The sequence below is a fragment of the Limnobaculum zhutongyuii genome (assembly GCF_004295645.1).
Taxonomy (GTDB): Bacteria; Pseudomonadota; Gammaproteobacteria; order Enterobacterales; family Enterobacteriaceae; genus Limnobaculum; species Limnobaculum zhutongyuii.
This window is the reverse complement of the sequence record NZ_CP034752.1, coordinates 2142497-2168767: the sequence shown is the minus strand read 5'-3', so window position 1 is coordinate 2168767 and position 26271 is coordinate 2142497. Positions and strand designations below refer to the sequence as shown.

Here is a 26271-nt window from a genome sequence, read left to right as displayed (position 1 = left end):
GTACTTTACCCCGGAGTGTGTCGGGCCAATGCAAGCGTTGTTCAAACAGGCTTTGCCTGTTTGTCCGGCAGCTAAAGCTGCTAAGACCGCCAACGGCGGCCTCTCCCCGATTGACTATTTTTAGTTATGAATTCTAATGCATTGAACTTTTTACTTAATCCAGAAGCTGACAACGATTAATTTGTCGGCTTCTGGCCCTATATGGTTTAGTTAGAACACGATTTGAGAAATAAAGTAGCCTGCAATCACTGCTGAAATCACCATCACAAAGCCTGGTCGTAGGTAGCTGTGGTTGATGACGTATTTACCCAGTCGGGTAGTGCCGGTTCGGTCAAAGGCGACGCAGCCAATTTGGCCTGCGCCGGGAACGATAAAGTCACCGCAGGTTGCCGGATACATAGCAACCAGCAGCGCAGGGGGAATCCCCATGGCTGCACCTAATGGCATTAGCGCTGCCACCGTGGCGGACGGGCTGAAGATAACGGCTGAGAAGCAGAACAATATTAAGCCAAACAGCATCGGCCAGGATTCAACCATATGTTTGAACAGCTCTTCGAACAGAGGGCGATAGGCATCGAAGAAGGTACCGGTCATCCAGGAAATACCGAATACGCCAACCACCCCGATTAAACCGGAACGGAACACTGAGCCGGAGGCAAACTTATCGCTGGGGACTTTACTAAAGATAATGATAAACAGGGCGGCGGCCAGCATGACCATTTGGATCGGGGCTGGAGTAGCCAGAGGCACCATTTTTCCGCCGACTTCCCAAGCAGGCAGCAGAGACTTGACGGAGCCAAACAGAATAACGGTGGCAACGCCAATACCAAAAATCAGTACCTCAACTTTAGCGCCAAACGTTGGTTTATAAGCCTGTACTTCTTTTTGCTCAACGTGTAGCGACTGATAGTCACCTGCGGCAACTCTGCGTTGAAATTCCGGATCGTTCTCCAGCTCTTTTCCGTGTTTAAATACCGATAGACATCCACACAATGTACCAATAATAAACGCGGGGATACTCACCCCAAGGATTTGGATGATAGAAACGTCATACATCGACAGTGCGGCTATCATACCTGCGGTTGCGGCACTCATTGGGCTGGCGATAACGGCGATACCCGCGGCGATAACGCACATCGACATGGGCCGTTCGGGCCTGATTTTGGCTTCAGCGGCAACTTCTGCCACCACCGGGTAGACGGCAAAAGCCACATAAGCCGTTCCGCAAAACATGACAAACAGTGAGCAGATGAAAGGGCCCAGAAAGGTGATTGCACTGGGTTTTTTCCGTAGCATCTTTTCGGCAACGCGTACCAGAAAATCAAGACCACCGGCACCCTGTAATACACTGGTACAGGCGATAACTGCGATAATAATTAATAATACGGCAATCGGTGGTGAGGCAGGTTGTAAGCCGAACAGTAGTGTCAGTATACATACACCTAACCCCCCGGCCGCACCCAGTCCAACGCCGCCATAACGCCCACCCACACCGATACAAACAAGTACAACTAACAGTTGAACCCAGAATAATTCAGACATAAGAGTCCCTCCTACAACATGCAAAAAGCACGGCAGTCATATAGGTTATTTTTATTTAAGGCATCAGCGCAGAGTGATGAGTCGATGCCCTATGACATGATTGGCTGGCTCAAGGGCTATAACAGGCTCTTAGCCAGAGCGATCTGCTTAGTCACTGCATCAGGTGCTGTTCCGCCGTAAGACTGTCGGGCACCGACTGAGGCTTCCAGCGTAATATCTTCATAGATATCGTTTTCAATTTGTGGATGGAAACTGTGGTACTCATCGAGGGTGAGTTGATTAAGCTTTTTGCCATGCTTAATGCAGTAGTTCACTACGCTACCTACCACATGGTGAGCATCACGGAACGGATGCCTTTGCGTACCAGATAGTCGGCCATGTCGGTGGCGGTTGAGAACCCACGGTCTGCCGCATCCCGGGTTTTATCTTCATTGATTTTCATTTTCTCGATCATTGGCGCAATAATCTTCAGGCCTGCTTGCAGGGTATCCATTGAATCATAGACCGTTTCTTTGTCTTCACTCATGTCGGTGTTATAGGAGAGGGGAAGGCCCTTCATAATGGTGAGTATTGCCATCAGGTTGCCATAAACCCGACCGCCTTTGCCGCGCATTTTTTCTGCCACGTCAGGGTTTTTCTTCTGCGGCATAATGCTGGAACCGGTACAGAAATCGTCAGACAGTTCGATAAACTTAAAGTCCTGGCTGGAGAAGAGCACCAGTTCTTCTGAAATGCGGGTCAGATGCATAAAACACATGGCCGCCGCCGCATTAAACTCAATCATATGGTCGCGATCGCTGACGGAATCAATGCTGTTTGGCGTTGGTTCATCAAAGCCCAGAGCTTTTGCGGTGAATTCGCGATCGATAGGGAAGGTGGTACCGGCTAAAGCTGCGGCACCTAATGGGCACTGCCCCATACGGCGATACAGATCGTTAAAGCGGCCATAGTCGCGCTGTAGCATCCAGAAATAGGTCATTATCCAATGGGAGAACAGAATCGGCTGTCCGGTTTGCAGATGGGTATAACCTGGCATGATGACATTAAAATTTTGTTCTGCTTTGGCCACAATGGTTGCTTGTAGTGCGCGGATATTCTGCTGAATTTCCAGAATAGTAGCGCGCATATGCATTTTAGAGTCCAGCGTGGTTTGGTCGTTTCGGCTTCTTCCGGTATGTAGTTTTCCACCTACGGGTCCTACGATCTCGGTCATCCGTTTTTCAATTGCCATATGAATATCTTCATCAGCGGTACTGAAAACAAACTGGCCGTTTTCGATCTCTTGCTCTACTTTTTTAAGCCCGCTAATGATGGTGTCTGCATCACTTTGGCTGATGATATTTTGACGCCCCAGCATGGTTGCATGAGCAATGCTGCCCTTAATATCGAATGGGCATAGTCTTTGTTCAATCATGATCGTTGCATTGAACTCTTCGACCAGTTTGTTGGTTGGTAAATCAAATCTGCCGCCCCATAGTTTTGATGACATGTTACTTTTCCTCGTTAGATTATTTTTTATACATAAAAGAACGTAATGAATCTGAACTACAACACACAGTTATATTGTCGACAATTAAGATTATAAAAACGACAATATTGATCACATAATCGACAAATGAATTTTGACAGAAAGTAATTGTTGTTCTTTTCGTGTGAAAATTTTGTTTAATAATGTGAGAGGTAGGGGAGAAAAAATGATGAGAAACCCACTCTGGCGGGTAACGCTATAGGCAGGCTTCTTCGAATTTAAAGAGAAGAGGTCATGGGGATTATCCGTTAGTGGTTACGGCTAAAAGGCGGCCATCATCTATAGCTAAATGCTGCCGGGCCAGCGCTTCAACCTCTTTCGGCTCATGAGAGACTAATAACAGGGTGACGGAAAACTCGGATTGTATGGTTTTCAGTGCCTGCCATAAACGCAGTCTGACTGACCAGTCAAGGCTGGAGAAAGGTTCATCCAGTAATAATAATCGTGGTTGGCTAATTAACGCTCTGGCTAACGCTGCCCGCTGTTGTTCCCCACCAGAAATTTGTGAGGGATAGCGTTTAGCTAAATGTTCTATTTCCAGTAACTGTAATAAATCACGGCGCTTTTGCCAATCTTGTGGCTGCTTTGCTGCGTATTGAGCAAGGCGAAGATTGTTTTCTACTGTCAGGTAAGGGAACAGATATAAACGTTGATTTAAGTAGCGGCAAGGGCGCTGCCAGATAGGCAATGTATCAATGCACTGGTCCGCAATGGAAATCGAGCCCTGATAGTGAATATTGCCAACAATGGCATTGAGTAACGTGGTTTTGCCGCTACCGGAAGGGCCGCATATTGCGGTACAGGTTCCGTGCTCAACGGAAAAACTGACCTGTTTTAAAATACCGCAGGAAAGGTTATTCACTTTTAACATCGGGAATCCCTTTTTGTTGTAACAGATGCAGTATCAGTAACAGGAAAACGGCAAACAAAATTAATAACAGGGCGCAGCCAACCGCTAACGAAAAATCACCGCTGGCAATATTCAAATACACGGCAATAGGCAAGGTTTCGGTTTTCATTCGTGTTGCGCCAGCCAGCATTAGCGTGGCGCCAAACTCCCCCAGTGCACGGGACATTGCCAGCACACAACCACTGAGTAATGAACGCCAGACTAATGGAATTTCAACCAGGCAAAGGGCTTTTAACGGAGTGAGCCCTAAGTTATAGGCCGTATGCACATAGGCAGGAGCGATAGAGGTAAAGGCAGCATAGGCGCTGCGGGTAATAATGGAGCAGGCGACATAGGTTTGAGCAATAACAATACCAAAGGGAGAAAACAGCCATTGGGATATCATCGGTGCCACTTTACCTAATGGCCCGGATTGCCCCAGCAACAGCAGCAGTCCAATGCCGACCACTAAAGGAGGCATTACCATTGGCAAATCCAACAGTATGTTGATAATTCGCTTTCCGGGTACGTGCAAACGAGCCATGGCCCAGGCGGCGGGAAGACTGATGATACAGGCCAGTAACAATGAGATGAGCGCCGTAGTGACAGATAACATTAACGCAAACTGAATCTCACTGTCTGACAATAGCTGGATAAGGTGACTAAAACTCAGTTGAGTAAAGAGTGAGCATAGTGATCCTACGATTAAAAAAAGTAGGATCGCCAGAGGTAATAACGCTAATTTTGCCACCTGTTAACCTGTATCCGTATTAATCAGTTAATTGCTCTTTACCGGCAGGTATCCCCGATCGGTAAAGTTTTTTATGCCCTGCGGAGAAGCAAAAAATTCAGCCAGTTGTTTGGCAATCTCCGGCTGAGTACTGGTTTTTAGCACGGCAATCGTGGCGACTTCTTCGGGGATTCCATCCGGCGAAGGTAACAGCGTTAGGGTGTCCTGGTTTTTGATAGCATCAGAACGACCAATAACGGCTGCGTCTACATCACCATTCAGTAAATAAATCAGGAGCTGTTTAATGGTCGTAGCCTGTACCACGATTTTGGCTTTTAGCTCTTTTTCATAACCACTGGCGACCAGTAACTGCTCTCCACTTTTGCCTAAGGCAATGGCTTTAGGATCGCCCATACCAATCTTAAGATTACTTTTCGCCAGTTCAGCCAGGGTATGAATATCACCACCGGTGGCTTTTCTGACGGCCATGACCGGTGTATGAAGTACTAATGGGTAAGAGGAACTCACCTCTCCCTGTTGCTGCAATTTCTCAACGTAGTCCGCAGAGCCGGGTAGAAAAACATCACCGGCTTTCGTCAGATTAAAGCGGGTAAGGATTTGTCCTGAACCGCCATACTCAATCACCACTTTATGGCCAGTATCTTGTTCAAACTGTTTTACGATCGATTCTACAGGCTGACGTAAACCTGCTCCGGCATAAAGGTGTAATTCTGCTGCGCTGGCAGAATGACTGGCTAGTAGTAAGCTCATCAGGGTAAGTGCTTTTTTGAATAAACGAGGCATAACGGATTTCTCATTATTATTAAATACTGTTCTGGCCTTGGGTTCGATGACGTAGCCAGCATGACAAACAAAAGCTATCGATATGTTATTATTTATATAGCGATAATCAATGTAACATGCCTGTTTGACAAAACAAAGATGGTTTGAATACCACTTTAGCGTTGTTTCGATCGACTATAGTGAGGGTAAAAAAGTGATTTGCTGGTCAGCCCTTGATCTATTCGTGGCGGAGTAAATCGAGCACCTGACGTCAGAGGCGGTATGGCAAAAGAAATCAGATAAAAGATGGAAATGAAGTATTTCGTATTAAAGCTACACACCTTTTCAATCATTATGAATGTATGCTTTATCCGATTCTATTTTTACGAACAGGACTGATGAAGATGCGATGGTTATTTGATATTACAGTAACTGAAGATCTCGCTTGTCATTGAATGTATCCTCTATTGGTATTTTTATAAAAATATTCCGACACTTTTACCCATCATCTTAACTATGCTAAGTATGAAAAATTGCATTTGATGAAAAAATTAATGAGAAAACCTGAGTTTTTTATAACTAGAATTTAGCAAGTTGATAATGGATCTGATCAAACCATGGAGTAGCTATAGTTTTATCGCTCATCACAAGATGTTTTTTATTTAATGTAGTATTCATTTTTATCTGCGGCTTACATTTTCATAAACAAGAAAATAAATTAAAACTAAAATAATTTAATTATGTAACTATTTCTTTGGTTATTATTATTTTTATTCTTATTTTTAGCTTTCTCTGAAGAAAAATTAATAATGTTTGCTGTTTATTTATTTTGTTACTAATTGGTTTAATTCGGTATTTTTGATTTTAATCAATTTATATTGAGTGTCTTATCTATGATTAGAATCACAGTAAAATTTAAAGTACTCATAATTGGTAGTGTCATTATTTTATTTTAATTACCTGGTGAAAGGTTCTTTTTATGTGATGAATTTATTAAATCCATTACTGTTTTTTTAAATTTACAAAAAAACAGGTGGATTAAAAAAAGTTTTATCGGCTATATTCATTAATTATTCATATTAATTATTTTATTAAAATACTACATATTAGATTTATTGATCGTTTTACTTGATTAAATTGGTTTTTATTGCTGGATTGATCATGTTGCACAGCATTATTGATCGTGTTTTAATGTTTAAAAAGCGATAAAGAGTAATTTATTGGTATTTTTTTGAATAAATCACTACATTGTGATTTCTGGGTGATGGGGCGACGTTGCTCTTATTTAATGGACTTTTAAAAACATTAAGATGATAGAAAAATAATTTCAACACATTAAGTTATTCTCATTAACTTATTTTGAAAGATGAATTCTCATGCATATAAAAAGATGAGAGTGTTTACGTGAGTAGAGCATGGATAGCTGCTTTCGCAGGCCATCTATCTGTGTCTCAGATCATGAGGATATAACCAAAAAATACACATTGGTTATTAAATTTAGAAAGTGAAATACCAACATGGAGTTTGTTATGAAATTGAATAAATATCTTTTGGCAACCGTTGTGGCAACGGCTTTAAGTAGTGCGGCCGTTCAGGCGGCTGATGGAACGATTACTTTTAACGGTACCGTGACAGATTCAGCCTGTACCGCGATTGCATCTGTTACTGCGGATACCGTAGCAACGGGTACGCCAATTTCAGCTACGCTGACCTTGCCGCCGGTTACCACTACCACGCTGAACGCTGCGACAGGTACTTATGCTGGGCAGACTCCGTTCTCTATCCAGTTAACCGGATGTGAAGCAGCTACCGGACTGAACAACGTACGTGCACTGTTCACCACCTCTAACACGCCGGCTGGTGATGCCCATGTGATGGCAAATACCGCTGCTGCAACACCGGCAACTAACGTCGCGGTTGCCATCATGCAACAAAACGGCACCACGCAGATTGATCTTAACGGTGGTACCGCAACCGATCCGGGGGCTGCATTGCCTGTTGCCGGCTCTCCTGGGCCACTTAATCTGCACTACAAAGCGGCCTATAAGTCACTTAACCAGAGCGTAACGGCCGGTAACGTAACCGGAGTGGCTGATTTCGTCATCTCCTACTTCTGATAATTAACTCACTGCATTTAGTAGAAATAACAACCACCACGACAGTGATTGTCGTGGTGGGTATGAAATGACTTAACGGACTGAGAGAAAGTCAAAATGATAAAGTTACCTAAGCGAATGATTATAAGAAAACAATGCACTTTATCGGTTATTGCTGCGTCGATTTTACTGTCATTTTCTTCTGGCGTATGGGCAGAAGAAAATGACAGTGAATTTGAAAGTGCGTTTTTGCGAAAAGACAAAAATGGCGCTTCGCCAGACATCTTTCTCTACAAAAATGCCATTGCACCCGGAATGAAACGGGTGGAAGTGGTGGTCAATGACCGGATCACCGATGTGTATGAAGTGAATTTTGTTCCTCAGTCACAGGGTGGGCAGGTAGTGCCCTGTCTGAATCGTCGGTTGTTGAATGACGCCGGCGTTAAAACCGAACTGTATGACAACTGGCGAACGTCACTAAAAAATGATGACGGGCCTTCAGAAGCATCGGCCGTTTGTGATGATTTAGAACAGCGTATTCCGGCCGCCAGAGTATTTTATGATGATGCGCATCAGCAATTGCGTCTGACCTTGCCGCAGGAAGCAGTAAATAGCCAGCGATTTCAGATGATTTCGCCTAAAGAATGGGATGATGGTACACCAACGTTACGTACCGCTTATAACGGCTATTTTTATCATTCCCGACAGAAGAGCAGCGGCAGTGATGGCGGGCGAAATATTAACAACAGCGCCTTCGTCAGTCTTAATAGTACCGCCAGTTTTGGTGCCTTGCGGGTCTATAGCTTTGATACCTTTAACAAGAATCCGGATCGGGGCTGGCAGAGTAACCATGACCGGTTGTATGCCGAAAGAAATATTGTTTCGCTGAGTTCCAAAATTTATGCAGGGGATATTTATACCTACACCCCCAGCAATATTATGGGGGTTATCCCACTGCGGGGTTTTACCCTGGGTACTAACGAGCGCATGTTGCTGGAGTCGCAGTTTACTTATGCGCCGGTTATTCGGGGAACGGCGCGTACTAACGCCCGTTTGATTGTACGCCAGCGGGGAAACATCGTTTACAGCCGAACGTTGACGCCGGGTGCGTTTGCCATTGATGACCTGTACTCCGCACAAATGGGGGCTGATCTGGATGTTACGGTAGAAGAGACCGACGGTACTGAGCAAAAGTTCAGCGTTCCCTATACTTCGCTCCCCAATATGATACGGCCCGGAGCACTACGCTATAGCTTGTCAGTAGGGGAGTACCGGGATAATCAATCAGACAAACCGGTGATGGGGGCGCTGAGTATTGAGCGGGGATTTGAGGCCTTTACCCTGAATGTTTCCGGTCTGGGCTCAGATGATTACCAGTCAGTTGCCGTGGGTGCAGCCTGGAATATCGGCAATATTGGGGCATTTTCACTGGATATGGCGCAGGCCCGTTATACCTATGACCGGGTATCCGGTCAGTATGATCAAGAGACCAAAAATGGTACCGCATTGCGCCTGCTGTACGCCAAACAGTTTGATACCACCGATACTGGATTACGTATTTTGGGTTATCAGTACCGCTCGGAGCACTTTCTCTCGTTTTCCGAATTTAACAGCCGTAATTACCATCGCCGGGAAGGGTACGATAACGACTACGAAGATGGCGATAGCCTGTGGAACAAACGGCGTCGCAGCCGCCTTGAAGTGAACGTTAATCAGGGAATGCAAGATTACGGCAGCCTTTATCTGACGCTGAGTCAGGATCGTTACTACGGCACCTCAGAAAAAACCACTTCGGCTTCTGCCGGCTATGGATTTATGGCAGGACCAGCCAATATCAGTCTGGCCTATACCTACAGTAAAAATGGCAAAGGGGACAACGATAATTCACTGAATCTGGGCATCAGTATTCCTTTGCGCTGGGGAGAGAGGGGCAAAAATTATAACTCGGTGAATTACAACCTGACCCGCAATAAAGATAACCGTTACAGCCAGTCGGTAGGCTTCTCGGGCAGCAGTCAGAACAGTCCGCTGTCCTACAGCCTGAACGTACAGCGAGATTATCAGGAAAAGTTCAGTGAGTCCGCCTCCCTGAGTTATGACTCCAGTCTGGCGATGTTGAATACCTCTATCAGTCACAGTGACTATTCGGATCAATTTTCGGCGGGGATGTCTGGCGGTTTAGTTCTGTATAAGGGCGGACCAATTTTAACCCCACGAATGGGGGATACCATCGCTATCGTGGAAACCCCGGGCGCATCAGGTGTCGGCGTGTCAGGCAGTAATAATCAAACCGATTATTTTGGGCGTGCGGTAGTGAACTACCTGAGCCCTTATCGCTACAACACCATTAGTCTGGATACGACTAATACTCAATCGGTAGAGCTGAAAGAGTCTGCCAGAAAGGTGGTGCCTACCGAGGGCGCGGCAGTACTCATGCGTTTTGCCACCCGAGTGGGGCGACGGGCGATGGTGATCGTTCAGGGTCCAAATGCAGTACCGGTAGGAGCGATAGTGACTGTTGAGGGACAGGATGAAGAGGCCGGTATTGTGGGCAATAACGGTTTGACTTACCTGACCGGGCTGGATGCTCGCAACGATGAATTACTGACCGTTTCCTGGGGCAGAAACAACCAGCAGTGTCAGTTTACGTTGCCCAAATTGCCGGATGCCGACGATAAATCGCAATGGCATCAGAAAATCCCGGTGAACTGCCGCTGACAGCCAGAGTTAACCCGGAGCAATTGCCCGATATTGAATAGTGATGAATTGAAAGGAAGTGGAAAAATGATGTTGAACAGGCTGAATAACATGAAACGTATAACTCTCGCCGCACTGGCTTTGGGAACCCTGTTGCTCTCGGCACAGACTTTCGGTGCGGTTCGGCCACAGCTAACCCGAATTGTGGCTTATGCAGCCGACAAAGAGACACCGATTGAGGTCATTAATGAGAGTCAGGAAACCTACCTGATTCAGTCCTGGCTGGAGGATTTAAAGGGCAATGAGAATAATCTACCGTTAGTACTAACGCCGCCGGTAATGAAGATTGCTGGTAAGCAGGAAGGCAAACTGCGTCTGGTGGTGTTACCGGCAGAAATCCCACAGGACAGGGAATCAGTGTACTGGTTGTCGATTCAGGAAATCCCGCCCAAGGCGAAAGATAATGAGAACAATAAACTGGTGCTGGCCATCCGTAGTCGTCTGAAGGTGTTTGTGCGTCCAGAGGGGCTGGATGGTAGTAAGGCTGCCGATGCGGTGAAGTCATTACAGTGGGATGTTGAGCGTGATGGGGGCGAAGTATGGCTAAAGGCCACCAATCCAACCCCTTATTACATCAGCTTTGGCAAGCTGGAACTGAAGGCGGGGGGTGCAAACGGCACCACGCTGGAAAGTAAAACAGTGATGCCGGCACCGATGAGCAGCCAGCGCTATGCGGTACCGAAGAGTTTTAAAGGTAAATCAGTAACGCTGACCTACAGTGCGGTGAATGATTATGGTGGGGAGACTGAGGTGCTGAATACGGGGGTGAGGTTGTGAATAGACTGAGAAGCATGTCGCTGGTTGTACTGGCTGCGGTAATCTCTGTGGTGGGAGGGATGCGGGGGGCATGGGCGGGAATGTCGCATGTTGCATATACCTGGACATATGCAAACTCCCCTAATAGTTATAATAAACCGGCAGGCACATGTACCTTTATATATCCAGAATATCAACCCTTCGCTCAGGCAAGAGAGCTGATAGTGGATAACCATTTACCAAATGGCTCTGTTCTTTACTCTTGGGATTATAATAATTTCCTGCCCAACTTTGGCTGGTCCTGTACAAGTTCTGGTGTGAGCAGTTGGGGGGCGGATCATTTGATCACTGATGCAGGGATAATACCAGGCTCATTGGGTTATATATATGCCACCTATTTACGGAGCGCGACAGAGCTTTCACCGGGTATTTATAAAACGTCTGTAGAGGGCATTGGCGTAAAGTTTTATCTGAAAATATCAGACGAGACCACCTATAACATTCATCAAGGCCATACTGGCATTAATACTATTGAGGGGACTGGTTTCACAACCCCAGAACCCCCACCAGGCAGTGAATTCACAGTTAGCGGTGTTACTACTTTTTATGTGAGAATGTCGAGATTTCCAGAAAGTAAGGGTACTTCTGGCAACTTTACATATACGCTGAAGGGAACGGCAAAGTATTCTATCAGAGCGGAACTCATCAAAACTGGCGATATTACAATAACATCACCAATTGCATTAAGTGTTGTTGGTGCAAGTAATGGATACGTGGATTTTAATAGCATGAAAGAGCTGAACGGTTTATCCAGACTGCCAGGTCCTCTCGCTGGTAGTGGTATATTAATATACCCCGCAGCCTGCCGTCTCCGCGGAGCAGCGGACTACCAAATAGACCTAGGCCGCTGGGTTGATTTGACTGGAAATAATATCGGGAGCCTGCCTGCCCAAGGAAACATAAAACCTGTCAATATTAGTCTTGAATGCTCTGGTAAACTCGATAATGTCGAATTCAGCTTCCAGGACACAGGCGATTCTCCTCTAACCAACCGTAATATTAGTCTTTATGACAACATTGGTGGACAAAAAATTGAAGGGCTGGAAGTGGAAATGCTTTATAACGGTACTCGCCTGAATGTCCATAAAATGGGCGAAGCAACGACAACCTATAAAACGAATACCGGTGCCCACGGCAGCATAAAAACCAATCCATCCGATATCACATTCAACAGTCAAAGCAGAGCTTCTTTCGCTGCTCGCTTTGTACAGCGCAACGCTATTAAACGTAACGGAGTGGCTTATGCCGGCCCGGTAACCGGAAAAGTCAATATGTTCGTCACTTATTATTAACTAAACAATAAATACCAAACCGAAATAATTAGCGGTTAGATATTAATTAAATACCTATTCTCAATTTATTTTGGGAAGCTACTAATACAAGCTTAATTTATAAAAATTAATTATTAACCTTTTTACATTATTAAATTTTAATTTATTAGTATTTAAATTTTTATTTTAAAGGTGAAGCTACAGGAGAAAATACCATGTTCAATAAAAGGGTCGTTTGTCGATATTGCTTTAAAGGTAATGCGGTTAAAAAACACGGCACTGCACCTTCAGGTTATCAGCGCTATTTATGTGGTCACTGTAAACGAACTTTTCAGGGTGAATATTTATAACGCTTATAAGTCACCTGAAGAATTAGAAAAAAAGAGAGATTATTTAAATAAAGAACGGCTTTCTTTACTTAAAGGCCTGTCAAATATTGATAAACCGGGTATAGCTAATTAATTGATATTCGACAATCCGGATATTCAATAAATATTTTGACTGATAAGAGAGCTTTATGGTGATAACACCTAAGGATAATGAGGCTGGCTGGGTGTTATTTCTCTCTGCCTGCTACGGCATTACCGGATACTAATCGGTTTGCTCTGGTAGTGCCTTGGCTAAAGACAGGTTGTGTAATCCGCCATTTTTGATAACACCAATAACAGGAGTACCACCGTGTTAAATAAAAACCAATTCTCAGTACGATGTCCGTTTTGTGAAGGGAGTAATTTTAGACGCTATGGCTATAGCAAAGCTAAAGCTCAGCGTTATTTATGTTGCGACTGCAACAGGACATTTCAGAATAAATATATTTATGTAATTAGCCGATTAAAAGTGGCAGAAACAGTAACGGGATAATTTATTCCATTGGAAGTTTTAAATACAGGGAGCCATCAAGATGAAAAAACGAACATATAACGGGTTTATTGTTCTGGGAGTCGTTATTTTTGTTGCCGGACTGGTTTTTTCAGCCGCCACTGGTTATGCGGTTTGGCGTAGTTATGAAAGTATCGGTATTTATACCTTTACTTCTACCGGCGAAATTATGGTGAAAGAGGAGCGGGAACGTACCGGGCGGAGAACCAGTAAGGTGGCTAATCGTCATTATGCCGTGTTTGCATCGGCAGATGGAAAGTACCGCTCGGAAGAAAAGATCTCGCCATCGTTAAAAACCGGGATCTCCCGGGGCGGTAAATATAACCTTGAGCGGGAAGTGTTTATTGATCGAACCGGGGATTACAAAGTTACCGCTCCACAGAGCAAAGATATTCATGACAATCGAGTCCGGACTAATTTTATGGTTGCAGGACTGATTAGTCTGTTTGGTGGCGTGATGATTTTTATAACCTGGCGTATGCGGCGGCGGTATATCTTAAATTCGATGTAGATAACCATGTGTTGATACCGCAACCATTGGATTAAATGAGAGGGAATGATGTTCAGGGATGAAACCGGAATGTTTTTGTTTTCTTTAAGTATTGATATCGCCATGGTGGCAATGATGGGTTACGTGATGGTTACTCTGGTTATCTTTGTGGTTTCAGGATGTATTGACATTTGGGAACGATGTGACCGAAAAAAGTAACCTGATTTTATCCATTCATGCCCGTTACTGATAAGCCGTTATTTAGATGTCTGTGCTAGATTCAAATTTATTCGTTATCTTACATTTTATGATCTTTAATTAACTATATGATAATTATGCTTTTTAATTCATTCGAAGTGTTAGTTTAAGAAGGTGTATTTCGTTATAACACGCTTTAATTTTAGTTTTTATATCCTCATTGGACATGAGATGAATTTAGATAAATAACATGAAATATCTGACAGGAAGAAATATGAAAGTAAAAACATTATTAGGGATGACGATGGTCTTTTTCGCCTTAGCAACGATGGGAGGCAATAGCTATGCGGATACCAAAACCAGATCGGTATTCAATGGAAAAGCCCGTATGGAACTCCCCGCTGAGTATCAGAAAATGCCGGATAACAAACTGAAAGAAGCCTATTCAAGCTCAGGTCGCCCAAAAGAAGCATGGTATATGACGGATCGGAATACCGGCGCAATGGTGACTTTCAGCCAGTTTGAAATGAAGGGTAAAAAGATGGCTGAGTCTAATTTACGCGCCGTGGCTGAGGGGATGGTCGAAGAGTTTGGTTCTTCCCCGCCAACGATGAGAGAGGGTAAGGTTAATGGTCGAAAAGTGATCTGGCTGGAATTACAGAAGATGAGCATAAAGTCATCGGGAAAGCGTGCCTCTATGATGCAATTATCTGAGTATCGCGGAAGTTTACTGGTCACGACTCTTATTGTTGATAATGATAAGGGAGATAGACATTATAGTGCGGGTAAACGAGCCCTGAAGACATTGTCTTATTAATTGAGCTGAATGCCCCTCGATAAATATGGTGGTATAACGCCATTATTAAATGAGTTCATTATTGGCGATGTAATGAAAAATAAAGGAGTGCATCTATGCCGGTTTATCAAGAGAGTATTAAGGTTTTAGAATCTTTATTTGCCAGGGATAGTTTTTTTGCCTTTGCTACCTCAAAAGATAATGTCCCATCCGTCAGAATTGTCGATGCGTTTTATGATGATTATTGCTTTTATATTGTTGTTTCCGGAAGAACTCAAAAAATAAGAGAAATCGCGCTAAATGAAAATGTCGCATTGTGTCATGAAATGTATCGTTTTACAGGCAAAGCATACAATATAGGGCATCCACTTCAGCCAGAAAATCAAGAGATTAGAAGCAAGCTGATTAAAGTATTTGAGCCATGGTACTTTGCTCATAATAACGAAGACAGTAACGAGATGTATTATATTAAAGTAGAGTTAGTAACAGGATTTTTCCATAAGGATGGAACAGGATATCGAGTGGATTTTATCAATAAGAGCGCAGAATCAATGCCGTTTGAATTTGGTGAGTAGTGAGTCAGTTTGAAAACAGCCAATATGTTATTGAATTAAAAAATCCACGCAGTTGCGTGGATTTTAAGTATTTTGTCGCCCTGATAAATCACCCGGAGATGTTATCGGGTTTGCCAGATGTTAGACGTTGAATCGTGATTTCATATTTATTTCTTTGATATTTAATTATTTTATTTTTAGTTGTTATTTTTATACTCATACCTGTACTCACTTTAGTTGATGCTGTTAACTGAGGTTAGTAATCCCAACTCCTGTTCATCTAGAGATAGGGGCACTATTTATTCTCTTTATCAGTGCATTGCTTTAGTAGAATTGCCAAATACTTAGTAAGTAACAAGTATAGTTATAAGAACAGATCATTTTTACTTTTAAAAACAGCACATTAATATTATCTGATATTTGTCAGTTTTATGCATTTTTAACTCTTAGTTGCCAAAGTGGCACCACAGCATTTGCCAGTTAGTCATCATTTGGTTTAATTTTGTCCAATAGTGATTGAACCATTTCCTTTCCCATATCATTGATTATATGAGAATTAGTAACTTTATCAAAATAACTTTCTGTGTGTTGGGAAAAAAGGAACGCTGCACTAGATGGTTCTTTGTTCTTTTCAACGGCGTATTGTAAAACCACATAGGGGGGCACATTTGCATTTTTGCAGGATGCGATAAGATACTCAAATTCATCAAATGCTAAGCAAAATATATTTTCTTCAGGTATGTGGTAGTCGATATTGAATTTATCATATATTTTTTGCATCTCATTTTTTGCATAAGTACTGGCAAGGAAACTACCATTACCTAAGAAGAGGTTTTTATATGTAATGCAGATTATGAATGATGCCTTTCTAAATGGAGTTATTATTTTTTCGTCTAAGTAAATCTCTCTATTAACTTCATGAGCTTGCTCAATGGCTTTTAAAACAGACGTTTTTATTTTTCCTGAAATATCTTCTGGGCGTAAAGTGACCATGCCCTTTTGATGTATTTCAACACCTTTAGCGTCAATAAATATGTTTGCATTCATATGCGGAATCAAAAAATCAATTACTTTGTTATCTTTAGGTAATATTTCTTTAAGGTGATTTTCAGTGATAAAATCAATATTACCCTCTTGGATGATTTTTTCTAATGAACGTTCGAATACACTCCCAAAGCTGTCCATGAATTTTTCGGCATCGGTTCTTCTTAGGAGGTCATATATAAATGTCTGTATACTTCTTGATGTTAGTTGTGTATGTATCTGGAAATATTCCGAATCCTTTTTTATTAAAGGATTTTCGAGGTATGGTGAAGATGAATAGTATTCTAGCAAAGGCTTATCAAAAGTCTTTAATTTTGAAAATGCTGGCAAGTCTTCATAATTAATTGATATTACCCTAAGAAATCTTTCTATAGTATCTTTCGAAATAATTGGAAATAGAAGGTTGAAAGTATTTATATTCATTTTGCGAACAGGATTTTCAATTGTTATGATAGATATTAAAATAAAAGATAATTTTAAAAAGTCTTCAATAGAAATATTTGTTAATTTAAAAAAAGATTGCTTTATTTTGTGGTTGCTTTCAAGTTTAGAAAATAAAAAAACCTGCCTGCTAATGGAGTTTAAAGCATCAATCTTTTGATAAATTCCTTGCTGATATAAGTTGTTTCTAAGGAAAAAATGCAGTCCATTTTTCTTTTCAAGGCCGAGTGGAATAATATTTAAATTTTCATAAGCTTTTTGAAACAGTGCGATGGCCTGATTTTTGTTGAGAGTTTTGAATTTTCTATTCTTGCCGATAACTGATGCTGACCATTTTAAACATAAGTTAACTACCCACGGCATATGACGCAGCATATGTAAATTATCATCGAATTTTTGTAGGTTATATTGCATACAGAATTCGATAAATAATTCAGGATTATAACCTTGTATTTCTGAACGAATAGCATCCATCCTTAATTTAGCAACAGCATCTGATTGAATGTCTAAATTTTTAATCACGACTGTTCTCCATTACATCCTCAGGACTATATCTTATCTAATAGATAGATTTATGCTAGAAGCAGGTATTTTTTAACACCATTGATATCGGGGACAGATCCAATTTTTTTCAATGATCAGCAAGCAAAGATTTCTGATGGTGTTAGCCAAAGAAGGGGGGACTTAATGTCAGAGACTCATTCACACGATGACACACAGACTTTACCTCAGGACCGGGAAACACTACCTGACTACCGGAACACGTAACCGCTATGGCCTGTGCGTGAAGAATGCAGTAGGGCAGAATTTTAACTGCACGTACAAAAAATCAGGTAACGGGGAAAAACGGCAGCCCCAGCAAATGCGTCGCAAGCTGCTGGCTCATATGCTACAGGGTTTGGAAAGTCAGGCAGTGTATGACTTTGTTGCCAAACAGAAGGGGATTTGTGCGTTGGAGCATGATGGGTTTGTGTGTAGGTGGAAGATTGATGTGGATAAGGATTGGCGGCATCCATATTTGGTTATTGTGTTGAAGAACGTAGGGTAAAAGATTAATCATAAACTGCTGCGCGACAGTCATCTTTGACTATACGTTCGGTTTACAAGGATACTTACAATAAGAGTAATATGTTCTTGGGGAAAGCAGATCGTAAGAAAACTAGAGCTCTAAATACCATCTTAACCTATCAGGACTGAAAGAACGGTCAGTAGAACACTATTAACTAATGCAATGGGATACGTGGATATGAGTGAAAACCTGAAAGATCAAAGTAACCCTTTTTCAACTGGTGGTGGCGGAGTTAACTTTGAAACTCGCATACAGGCATCATTTGCGTTGGTCCTACTGGCTGGCATTTCCGTTCCAGGTCTACCTCTTACGGCCAAAGCACGTGAACTGAAGTTTCAAGCAAAATATGATGGTGTACACACTGATGATTTCGTTTTGGTCGCAAATGATAAAGCCGGAAACGACTATAAACTGTGTGCTCAAATTAAGCATACGATCACGATAAGTGCTCAGGATGCAATGTTTTCGGAAGTTATCAAAAGTGCGTGGGAAGATTTTAATGCTACAGGCGTAGATGGAAGAATAGACGCGCTTGCTTTGATCACTGGCCCGCTGACAAGAAAGGATGTTAATAGTACTTTACCCATCCTTGAGTGGGCCCGCTATTCAGCAACGGCTGAAGAGTTTATAAAGAAATCCACAACAGAGGGTTTTACCAGTAAAGATAAACTTGAGAAACTCGAAGCATTCAAAATTCAACTAAAAGTAGCCAATAATGGTCAGGATCTAACAGAAGAACAGCTTTGGCAATTTCTGAGGATTTTCTACTTACTATCGTTCGATCTGGATTCAAAAAACTCTATTGTGGGCAATATGATGGGGGGACTTATCAGTGCTCACTCCGATGAAGCACCATATTTGGTGTGGCAAGGCTCATTACGTGTGTCCAAGAGTTTAATCAGAATGCCGGAACGTTGACTTTATCTAATATTCCTTCTGATCTGAGTATGCTATTTCAGCCGGTTGTATCGTCTGCTCTGGATGAAGACATTAGAAAGCTACGTGAGCGTGGTGATTATATTTTTGATGGTATTTCAACCTCAATAGGTGGAATTCATATACCACGAGACGAGGGTATTGCCAAAATAGAGGACGCTTTCGGCGCCAACCAGTTTATTTTTGTCACTGGGGAGAGAGGCGCTGGAAAATCAGGTGTCGTGAAAGACTTTATCTCAGCTAGACGAAAGAATATGGCGACTTTCTATTTGCGGGCTGAAGATTTGGATAAAAGTCACTTGAATGACGTATTTTCAGCTATTGGGATGAGCTCTACATTAGGACGGATTGCAGAGCACCTTTCCTTGGTTAAAAATAAGGTGTTGGTGATTGAATCAGCAGAAAAAATATTGGAGTTAAACAATCAGGCTGCCTTTACGGATTTACTGAAGTTTATCAAAGCACAGGGGGACTGGATAGTTATAGCAACAGGGCGAGACTACGCTTACCAGAAACTGTCATTCGGTTACTTACAATTGTGTGAAATATCCTTTGCAACCGTAAATATTGAGGGTTTCTCCGACATACAGCTAAATATACTTTGCTCTGAAGCTACGGTACTCAGACCGTTGGTGGAAAATGATTCGTTGGCATCAATTATCAAAATCCCCTTCTTCTTGGAACTAGCGATGCGTGCATTAACCAATGGCGCAACATTTGGCGAGAGTGATACGGAATCGGAATTTCGCAACACAGTATGGAGTTCGGTGATTGCTAATGATTCTTACCGAAAGGGTGGGCTACCTGCAAGGCGGAGGGCAACGTTCATTGAGATTGCGAAAAAACGGGCAAAGTTAATGCTTTTTGGCGTTCATGAAAGAGATTTTGACGCCGAAGCAGTCTCTGCACTGGAAGCCGAACATTTAATTTTCAAGGATAAGGGGGCGTACATTAGTCCTAGTCATGATGTGCTTGAAGACTGGGCGTTGGAGGAGTTCGTCCACGAAGAATATTGTGCATGTTCCGGCGATCTTAAAGCATTTCTGGCTGCTATTGGAAGTGAGCCTGCAATTAATCGAGGTTTCCGGTTATGGTTGCAAAGGAAGCTAAATACTGATGCTGAACTGAGAGATTTCGTAGGCCTAATGCTTGCTGAGTCGTCAGTCGAAAGTTATTGGAAAGATGAAACTATCACTGCCATCCTTCAAAGTGACAATGCTGATGATTTCTTCCTAACACTCAAACCACTGTTGATTAAGAATGATAATGAATTGTTGCTCAGGTTTATGTTCATTCTGCGTGTCACTTGCCAACGACCCAGGGATCTGGGCTTAAAAATCGCGAAGGATGTCGATGCTCTATTGCAGACGCTAATTTTGCAACCATATGGACATGGATGGGCTTCGTTGATTAAGTTTGTATACGAAATCCGAGAACAACTGGTGTCATCATCTTTGCCAAGTGTCGTTGATATACTCAGTATCTGGGGGGATGGGCAGAGCATGCAAAAGGATCTTTCAGAAGAGGCTCGAACCGTTGGATTGTTAAGCCTCTATCTCCTTGAGCCAATCAAAGATGCCTACAGGAAGGAAAAACTTAGACTCAAAATTCTGGGTGTCATATTAAAAGTATTTCCTGTCATTAAAGATGAATTCAAGGCTCAGATTGAACAGGATGTATTTGTTCCGAAACATGGCTCAGATAGGTTGGCTTATGTAGATGAACTCTGTCAGTTAGTACTGCAAGGCGATAGTGCGGTTGCATTATGCAAAGAATCTCCTGATTTTGTTATTAGATTGGCTTATCACGAGTGGGTGAAGGAGTATGAAGTTGATATGTTCGGTCAACTTTACTCGATGGATATCGAGGCATCCTATGGATTGGATACTGAACATGATTATTCTTCTGCAAGTGGAATAAAAGGGCCATTCAAATATTTATTTATATTTCATCCAAGAAAGACTCTCGATTTCATGCTCAATTTTTTCAATCGAGCAGTCACTGTTTTTTCTGAGTCCAGATATGCTGCAGTAGTTGATGATGCATCTCCTTATAAATGGCTAAATCAGACTGCGTTGAATAAAGTAGAGATTAAACTCAACAATGGATCGTCGATTGAGCAATTTGCTTCTTTGCAGCTATGGAATGGTTATCGAGGTTTCTCAACACTCCCCGGAGTCCTGCAATGTGCCTTGATGGCTTTTGAAAACTGGCTTATGAATTATGTGGAAAAAAATAGGGCCAATAACGAAATTGATTGGATATATAATCATATTCTCACTGCGAGTAATTCGGTCATGCCTACTGCAGTTCTGGTATCAGTAGCGACTGCTTTTCCAAATAAAATCGGTGAGGCAGCTCTTCCTTTGCTCAAATGCAGTGAACTCTACACATTGGATATTTGTCGACAGAGTAAGGAGAAATTTGAAGGTGGATGGTTTAGTGGCGGATTTAATTCAGACCCGTTATCAAATCTTTATATGCAAGAACGAAAAGTAGCATCCAATCGCCCTTGTCGAAAACAAAGCTTAGAACATTTGCTTTTAGCCTTTCAGCTCAATCCGGAATTACGCGATATGGCGCTGACGATCGTCGATGAATTACAAGCACAGGCGGTAGCTACTCAAGATGAAAATCTGCGATTCATGCTTCATCGTGCAGACTCTCGTGGTTTGAGTGTTGTAAAGGATCAGGGAACTAACAGTAAAGAGGCGCAGACCACTTACTCAATTTTATGCGTAAGAATGGTGAAAATAGTCATGTTTATGAGGCATTGTGTTCATTGATTTATCATTTTCCTCAGATGTTTTTTGCCGATGGTATCAGTATTGCGATGGAAAAATATGAAGGAAATTCCGACATAATGCATATGCAAGTAAACTCTGCTTATTATTTGGAGATGGCGCTTGCCCGCTATTTGCAAGTTGAAAACCGTGGACCATTGACTCGCAAAATGCATAAAGTGTGTTGACGGGTATAGTTGAGTTAGGGTCTGCACGAGCCTATTACCTACGAGATAATCTCGTCAGCGCTCGACGGATTTCTAATTGATGAATAGTTTGTCCTTGATCTTTTATCAAGAATCAAGGCGGTGCTGAACTACATATCTTTATTTTTCCGGAGACTCCGAATTATTTCCGCCGGAGTCATCTTATTTAGTGAGGAATGTTTCCTTTGATTATTATACACCATTCTCCACTGGTCGAGTTTTTCTTGCGTGATTTCCAACGAAAGAAACCAGTGAATACTAAGACACGCATCCCTCAGGGTACCGTTAAATAAAAGCATTATCTGTCGGTTTCCCCGGTTGGGAGAGATCTATCGCCACGCTATTTTAATAGGCCCATTTTGAATAACTACTGTTTTTGTAGTCACCTTCGGGGAGGTGTTTAAAGTGCCAGCTTCCGCTTCTCACTCACAAAGGACTTTGCGTTCTGTCCTGTGTAGCTTTACAGTGTTCCAAAAAAGCTTCAAAACTACTGGTGAAAAAACAGCAAGCGACAATGAGTTAATTTTCGAACAACTAGCGAATAGACAGTACGGATTTTGTCGGGATTGTTTTCTCGGTTTGAGTAAAAACCGGTTGAAAAAATAGGTAATTCGTTATTAGTTTGGGTTGAGTAGAAATCACGAAAGAAGGCAAAAAAACCGACTTGCGGGCGTTTTACCTTCTATCAAATTATTAGCCTTCTTTCTCGGCAAGTGGTCAAATTTAACTAGGGACTAGTAAGTGGAAAATATTGAAGAGTATTTTGATGATAAAGGTAGAAAACTGCATTTAGTTTATGGTCAATTGTCAGAAAAATTCATTCGTGAAGACATAGGCATAATTCTTGACGGAATCCCTTACCTTATAAATGAAGATACTAGAGAAACCTATTTAACACCGTTTGGCAGAGTTCTTATTGAAAAGCTTGTTGGAGAAGCGAAAACTAAAGGGATACGAGAGCTTACTATTTCTCCACCAAAACATTTTACCGGACAAAGATTTAAATTCTGTGATGACCTACCATTTAAATACTCTGCATTGGAATACTTTTCAATTCCCGGGTTAGCTCGCGAGTTTAGTAATGATGGCTTTCTGGTGCCTATCTACTTCAATATTGAAGTGCTAAATAAATATTCTCAGAATCCAGATTATGAATTACATCTAATGTCATCAACTTATGGAAATCTTTATTTTAAAGATGAATGGTCAATTTCATTTGGTGTAAATAGAAACAAAAGCGTCATTATGTGGCTGGGAGATATAGATAAACTCCCAAAGAAAGAGCAGTTTTACTTACTATCAGAAAATATTGAGCCAGATTATGAAGTTCATTCGGAATTTTATGAAGGGCAAATATGCGTTCAATGGGCTGAAGGCTCACTAGAAAGCAAGGTTTTTGAATTGCGTGAAAATTTATCTGAATTAATATTAGATAAATTTGGCAGTAAGCTGTTCAAGCTCGATGGTGAGATTTCAAAAGTACTTTCTAATCTACAAAAGCCTGTCTTTTGGCAAGATAAGCATGTGGCTCCAGTGATAGAAGCTTTAAATCGCATATTTGTAGAATCGCTATGCGAAAAGAATATCAAAGAAATCATCAAGAATGAATCTCCTGAGACGGGTATCAAAGGACTCAGAGGCTTGAAGCTATTAACGGTATTACTGAATGATGTACTAGAAATTGAGAATAGCGCAGAAATAATGTGTCCATTTTTTGTTCTTTATGACTATCGGGTTGTGATGTGTCATTTACAATCCGAAGAATCTGTTAATGAAAAAATGGACAGTATTTTCTACAGACTACATATCAGTGATAACGATAAGCATCATGAAACTGTATACATGAGTATTTTTGAGTTTATGAAAGATTCATTGAGTAGAGTCATCGAACATATAGGAGAAAAGGCTAACAAGGGTCAGCAACGGACCGCAAAACCTATCACTTAAATTGCTGGCGCAATTCCGTGCCAGATTCTACGACCACTGTGGCCAGCATTAGGCAATTAAGGAAAATATGAGTTTCCCCAAATATAACCAGACTAATTCTCAAGAAAGATTAGGTGTAAATGCTGTTGCAGAAGCTATGGCAAAAATTGGCCAGATTTGGCGTGAAACTCCAATGGCTGACGTTGGAATTGATGGCCAGATTGAGTATGTTAGTCCCGAGGGATTTGCCACGGGAAGGATGATAGCTGTTCAAATAAAGTCAGGGCCATCCTTTTTTAAGGAAAGCAACGGAGATTGGGTTTTCCACCCAGAAGAGAAGCACCGATTTTACTGGGAAAGATTTCCGTTGCCTGTACTCATAATTATTCACAACCCAGATACAAATTTAAGTTATTGGCAAGATGCTCGCCAAGTGTTAAGAGTTGCCAAGCCAACAGATGCAAAGGGTATTACCATACCCAAATCAAATGTCTTACAATCTACCAGTGCTAAAACACTCTTTGAAGGGTTTGCGGTCATAGATCAAGACTTTATGTCGGTCGAAGATGTTCTTGACTATTTGATTAAGGCTAAAAGTAACAATGCTTCATTTCCTGTCTCATATTTCAATCTTTTCTGCTCCGGCCTAACTAATATCTGTCGCTCTTTATATTTTGGTATGGATGTAGCAATGGCCGTAGCAGAAGTTGAATTGCATAATCAAAATTCACCTTATGGTGTCGGAGTAGGTGACTCAGAACATAATTTTCTGTTTAAGTATATAAAGTTCATCGTGCACCAGCGTATAGCTGATGTTGATTTCTCTGACTGTATGATTGACTGGTATGATCGTGAAAGGCAGCCATCTTTTATGGCACCACTGACCTCTAGAGGTAAAGAATTGGTACGGCTCATCCATGAATTAGAATGTAGGTTAAAGTCGGAAGGCAGAATAGAAGATACTGGGTATTTACACGCCGCACAAGAGGGTTTTGTGCAGTTGCTATTTACCCCAAGCGAGATACAGAGGATTGAACTTACCAATAAAGTTCAGCGGGAGTACTTAAAAAGTTCCTAACAAGCGTATGTTGTCGGACTGGTTTTTTCTACTGCGCTCCAAACTAGCCGCAAATGCGAGCGTTATGTCCGCAATTCGCTCATAGCAGCCAGTCATATTTGATAAGCCGCTAAATTTTTGGAAGCGACCAGGTGAACGTAATGACCCAGCGACAGATTAGGAAAGAACAAATCAATACCTGCTTCACTACTCATAAAGATGTCGTAATGTGGTGAATAATCGTTCATCAGAGCAATACTGGCAATGAGATTCAAGCGATCAACCGTGTAATTTATTGTTGATCAACGCACCCAACCATCCAACTTATCCGCCCAATCCTGCATCATTACTCGTCGTTCATCAAGATAGGTAGCGTGGTTGTAAGTCCTGCGAACGTTGTTTTTATCCGCATGCGCCAGTTGTGCTTCGATAGCGTCAGCGCGGTACCCCATCTCATTTAAACGAGTACTGCCGGTGGTTCTAGTGGCGTGAGGGCTATAGGTGCCACTCCAACCCAATGTTTTAAGCGCCTGTCTTAATGAATGTGTTGTCATCGGAGCATGACGATTGTCGCGGCCGGGAAATAGGTGTTTACGATTTCCCGTTATTCCTTTGAGCGCGGTGAGCATTTCTACGGCCTGACGGGGTAGGGGAATGGTGTGGTCGCGGCGAGCTTTCATTCTTTCTGCTGGAATAATCCATAGCGCTTTTTCCAGATCAAATTCAGCCCACTCGGCCTCAGCTACTTCAGCAGGGCGAGCCAGCGTCCACCACATTAGCCACATGCAGTAATTCACCTGATAAGTGCATTGAGTGTTGTCAAAGCTGCTTAATAACTTACCGATTTGCTCTGGTGTCAGGGCTGGCTTGTGCTGAGTTTTGTTAGCGGGTAACGCCTTACGTACAGGCCAGACTGGATCGCTATCTGCGCGTAGTGTAGCTACGGCAAGCTCAAAGATGGCAGAAATGGTGCGTCTGGCTTCAGCGGCAACGGTAGGCGCTCCACGCTTAGCTGTGTTTTGCAGAATACTCAAAATATGGTGTGGTGTTATTTCTTTGATTGGAAGCTTTCCGATAGCAGGGAAGACAACGCGCTCCAGCATATCGAGACGACGTACTTTGGTTATTTCAGCCCAATCTTTCATCTGTAGCCACTCTCTTGCGATGACCTCAAAGGTATTGGCAGCTTCATTGGTTTTACGGATCTTATCGAGCTGGCGTGCCTGAGCTGGATTGATGCCTTCACTGACGAGTTTGCGAGCCTGCTTACATTTCTCTCGCGCTTCAACCAGCTTAACAAGCGGATACTCACCCAGAGCAAACATGCTGGACTTGCCATTGATTTTGAAACGATACCGCCACGCTTTCTTGCCGTTGGGCTTAACTTCCAGATAAAGGCCGTCAGTGTCATTGAGGCGATAAAGCTTTTCTTTGGGCTTTGCAGTACGGCACTGGGTGTCTGTGAGCATAACGTTGTCCC

Annotated in this window: 23 protein-coding genes and 1 pseudogene; 15 read left to right on the top strand and 9 right to left on the bottom strand. The window is 42.3% G+C overall.

Going from position 1 to position 26271, the window contains the following annotated elements; genetic code table 11:
* Positions 1-210: 210 nt before the first annotated feature.
* The 6 genes from EKN56_RS09530 to modA form a co-directional block, all read right to left on the bottom strand.
* The gene (locus tag EKN56_RS09530; protein WP_130591562.1) at positions 211-1542 is read right to left on the bottom strand and encodes an anaerobic C4-dicarboxylate transporter family protein; all 1332 of its coding nucleotides are present in this window, start codon (positions 1540-1542) and stop codon (positions 211-213) included.
* Positions 1543-1658: 116 nt separating this feature from the next.
* On the bottom strand, positions 1659-1856 hold the full coding sequence (locus EKN56_RS21185; protein ID WP_246020028.1) for a hypothetical protein: 198 nt from the start codon (positions 1854-1856) through the stop codon (positions 1659-1661).
* Positions 1857-1864: 8 nt separating this feature from the next.
* A complete protein-coding gene (argH, locus tag EKN56_RS09525; RefSeq protein WP_246020026.1) occupies positions 1865-3031 on the bottom strand; it encodes an argininosuccinate lyase in 1167 nt (388 codons plus the stop codon).
* Between the two features lie 280 nt (positions 3032-3311).
* A complete protein-coding gene (locus EKN56_RS09520) occupies positions 3312-3941 on the bottom strand; it encodes an ABC transporter ATP-binding protein (RefSeq protein ID WP_130591561.1) in 630 nt (209 codons plus the stop codon).
* A complete protein-coding gene (locus EKN56_RS09515) occupies positions 3925-4710 on the bottom strand; it encodes an ABC transporter permease (protein ID WP_130591560.1) in 786 nt (261 codons plus the stop codon). The genes EKN56_RS09520 and EKN56_RS09515 overlap by 17 nt, the downstream gene beginning before the upstream one ends.
* 27 nt (positions 4711-4737) lie before the next feature.
* Positions 4738-5493, bottom strand: a complete 756-nt coding sequence (gene modA / locus EKN56_RS09510; protein ID WP_185955856.1) for a molybdate ABC transporter substrate-binding protein — start codon at positions 5491-5493, stop codon at positions 4738-4740.
* Between the two features lie 1508 nt (positions 5494-7001).
* Here modA and EKN56_RS09505 point away from each other — a divergent pair.
* From EKN56_RS09505 to EKN56_RS09475, 10 genes are all read left to right on the top strand, one after another.
* The gene (locus EKN56_RS09505) at positions 7002-7589 is read left to right on the top strand and encodes a fimbrial protein (RefSeq protein ID WP_168189636.1); all 588 of its coding nucleotides are present in this window, start codon (positions 7002-7004) and stop codon (positions 7587-7589) included.
* Positions 7590-7685: 96 nt separating this feature from the next.
* Positions 7686-10286: a fimbria/pilus outer membrane usher protein gene (locus tag EKN56_RS09500; RefSeq protein ID WP_130591558.1), complete on the top strand. Its 2601-nt coding sequence runs from the start codon at positions 7686-7688 to the stop codon at positions 10284-10286.
* A gap of 90 nt (positions 10287-10376) precedes the next feature.
* Positions 10377-11102 (top strand): fimbrial biogenesis chaperone, encoded by a 726-nt coding sequence (locus EKN56_RS09495; protein WP_130591557.1) that lies wholly within the window; start codon positions 10377-10379, stop codon positions 11100-11102.
* Positions 11103-11116: 14 nt separating this feature from the next.
* A complete protein-coding gene (locus tag EKN56_RS09490; protein WP_130591556.1) occupies positions 11117-12433 on the top strand; it encodes a hypothetical protein in 1317 nt (438 codons plus the stop codon).
* A 194-nt stretch (positions 12434-12627) separates the two neighbouring features.
* The gene (locus EKN56_RS21480; RefSeq protein ID WP_260676936.1) at positions 12628-12762 is read left to right on the top strand and encodes an IS1/IS1595 family N-terminal zinc-binding domain-containing protein; all 135 of its coding nucleotides are present in this window, start codon (positions 12628-12630) and stop codon (positions 12760-12762) included.
* A gap of 328 nt (positions 12763-13090) precedes the next feature.
* Positions 13091-13273, top strand: coding sequence for a transposase (locus tag EKN56_RS21705; RefSeq protein WP_456085573.1), 183 nt, complete (start codon positions 13091-13093; stop codon positions 13271-13273).
* Between the two features lie 40 nt (positions 13274-13313).
* Complete coding sequence (locus tag EKN56_RS09485) at positions 13314-13802, top strand: hypothetical protein (protein WP_130591555.1); 489 nt, start codon at positions 13314-13316, stop codon at positions 13800-13802.
* A gap of 45 nt (positions 13803-13847) precedes the next feature.
* Positions 13848-14000, top strand: a complete 153-nt coding sequence (locus EKN56_RS20915) for a hypothetical protein (RefSeq protein WP_168189635.1) — start codon at positions 13848-13850, stop codon at positions 13998-14000.
* A 253-nt stretch (positions 14001-14253) separates the two neighbouring features.
* A complete protein-coding gene (locus tag EKN56_RS09480) occupies positions 14254-14796 on the top strand; it encodes a hypothetical protein (protein ID WP_130591554.1) in 543 nt (180 codons plus the stop codon).
* Positions 14797-14891: 95 nt separating this feature from the next.
* Positions 14892-15350 (top strand): pyridoxamine 5'-phosphate oxidase family protein, encoded by a 459-nt coding sequence (locus tag EKN56_RS09475; RefSeq protein ID WP_130591553.1) that lies wholly within the window; start codon positions 14892-14894, stop codon positions 15348-15350.
* 459 nt (positions 15351-15809) lie between these two features.
* On the opposite strand, the gene gapS1 is transcribed toward EKN56_RS09475, so the two are convergent.
* Positions 15810-17336, bottom strand: coding sequence for a GapS1 family protein (gene gapS1, locus EKN56_RS09470; protein WP_130591552.1), 1527 nt, complete (start codon positions 17334-17336; stop codon positions 15810-15812).
* A gap of 187 nt (positions 17337-17523) precedes the next feature.
* On the opposite strand from gapS1, the gene EKN56_RS21180 reads away from it, so the two are divergent.
* The 3 genes from EKN56_RS21180 (at position 17524) to EKN56_RS09455 (ending at position 21605) form a co-directional block, all read left to right on the top strand.
* A complete protein-coding gene (locus tag EKN56_RS21180; protein WP_246020024.1) occupies positions 17524-17862 on the top strand; it encodes a hypothetical protein in 339 nt (112 codons plus the stop codon).
* A 198-nt stretch (positions 17863-18060) separates the two neighbouring features.
* Complete coding sequence (locus EKN56_RS09460) at positions 18061-18801, top strand: hypothetical protein (RefSeq protein ID WP_130591551.1); 741 nt, start codon at positions 18061-18063, stop codon at positions 18799-18801.
* Complete coding sequence (locus tag EKN56_RS09455) at positions 18798-21605, top strand: hypothetical protein (RefSeq protein WP_130591550.1); 2808 nt, start codon at positions 18798-18800, stop codon at positions 21603-21605. Before EKN56_RS09460 ends, EKN56_RS09455 begins: the two co-directional genes overlap by 4 nt.
* A 313-nt stretch (positions 21606-21918) precedes the next feature.
* On the opposite strand, the pseudogene EKN56_RS21620 reads toward EKN56_RS09455, so the two are convergent.
* Positions 21919-22171: pseudogene (locus EKN56_RS21620) on the bottom strand (integrase core domain-containing protein); the annotation flags it as partial.
* Positions 22172-22549: 378 nt separating this feature from the next.
* Between EKN56_RS21620 and EKN56_RS09445 the strand changes: the two are divergent.
* Together EKN56_RS09445 and EKN56_RS09440 are read left to right on the top strand one after the other, a co-directional pair.
* The gene (locus tag EKN56_RS09445; RefSeq protein WP_130591548.1) at positions 22550-23755 is read left to right on the top strand and encodes a hypothetical protein; all 1206 of its coding nucleotides are present in this window, start codon (positions 22550-22552) and stop codon (positions 23753-23755) included.
* A gap of 67 nt (positions 23756-23822) precedes the next feature.
* Positions 23823-24812 carry a DUF4365 domain-containing protein gene (locus tag EKN56_RS09440; RefSeq protein ID WP_130591547.1) on the top strand — a complete coding sequence of 330 codons (990 nt, stop codon included), beginning with the start codon at positions 23823-23825 and terminating at the stop codon, positions 24810-24812.
* Between the two features lie 281 nt (positions 24813-25093).
* Here the strand turns inward: EKN56_RS09440 and EKN56_RS09435 are convergent, their stop codons facing one another.
* Positions 25094-26260, bottom strand: a complete 1167-nt coding sequence (locus EKN56_RS09435; RefSeq protein WP_130591546.1) for a tyrosine-type recombinase/integrase — start codon at positions 26258-26260, stop codon at positions 25094-25096.
* Between the last annotated feature and the right edge of the window lie 11 nt (positions 26261-26271).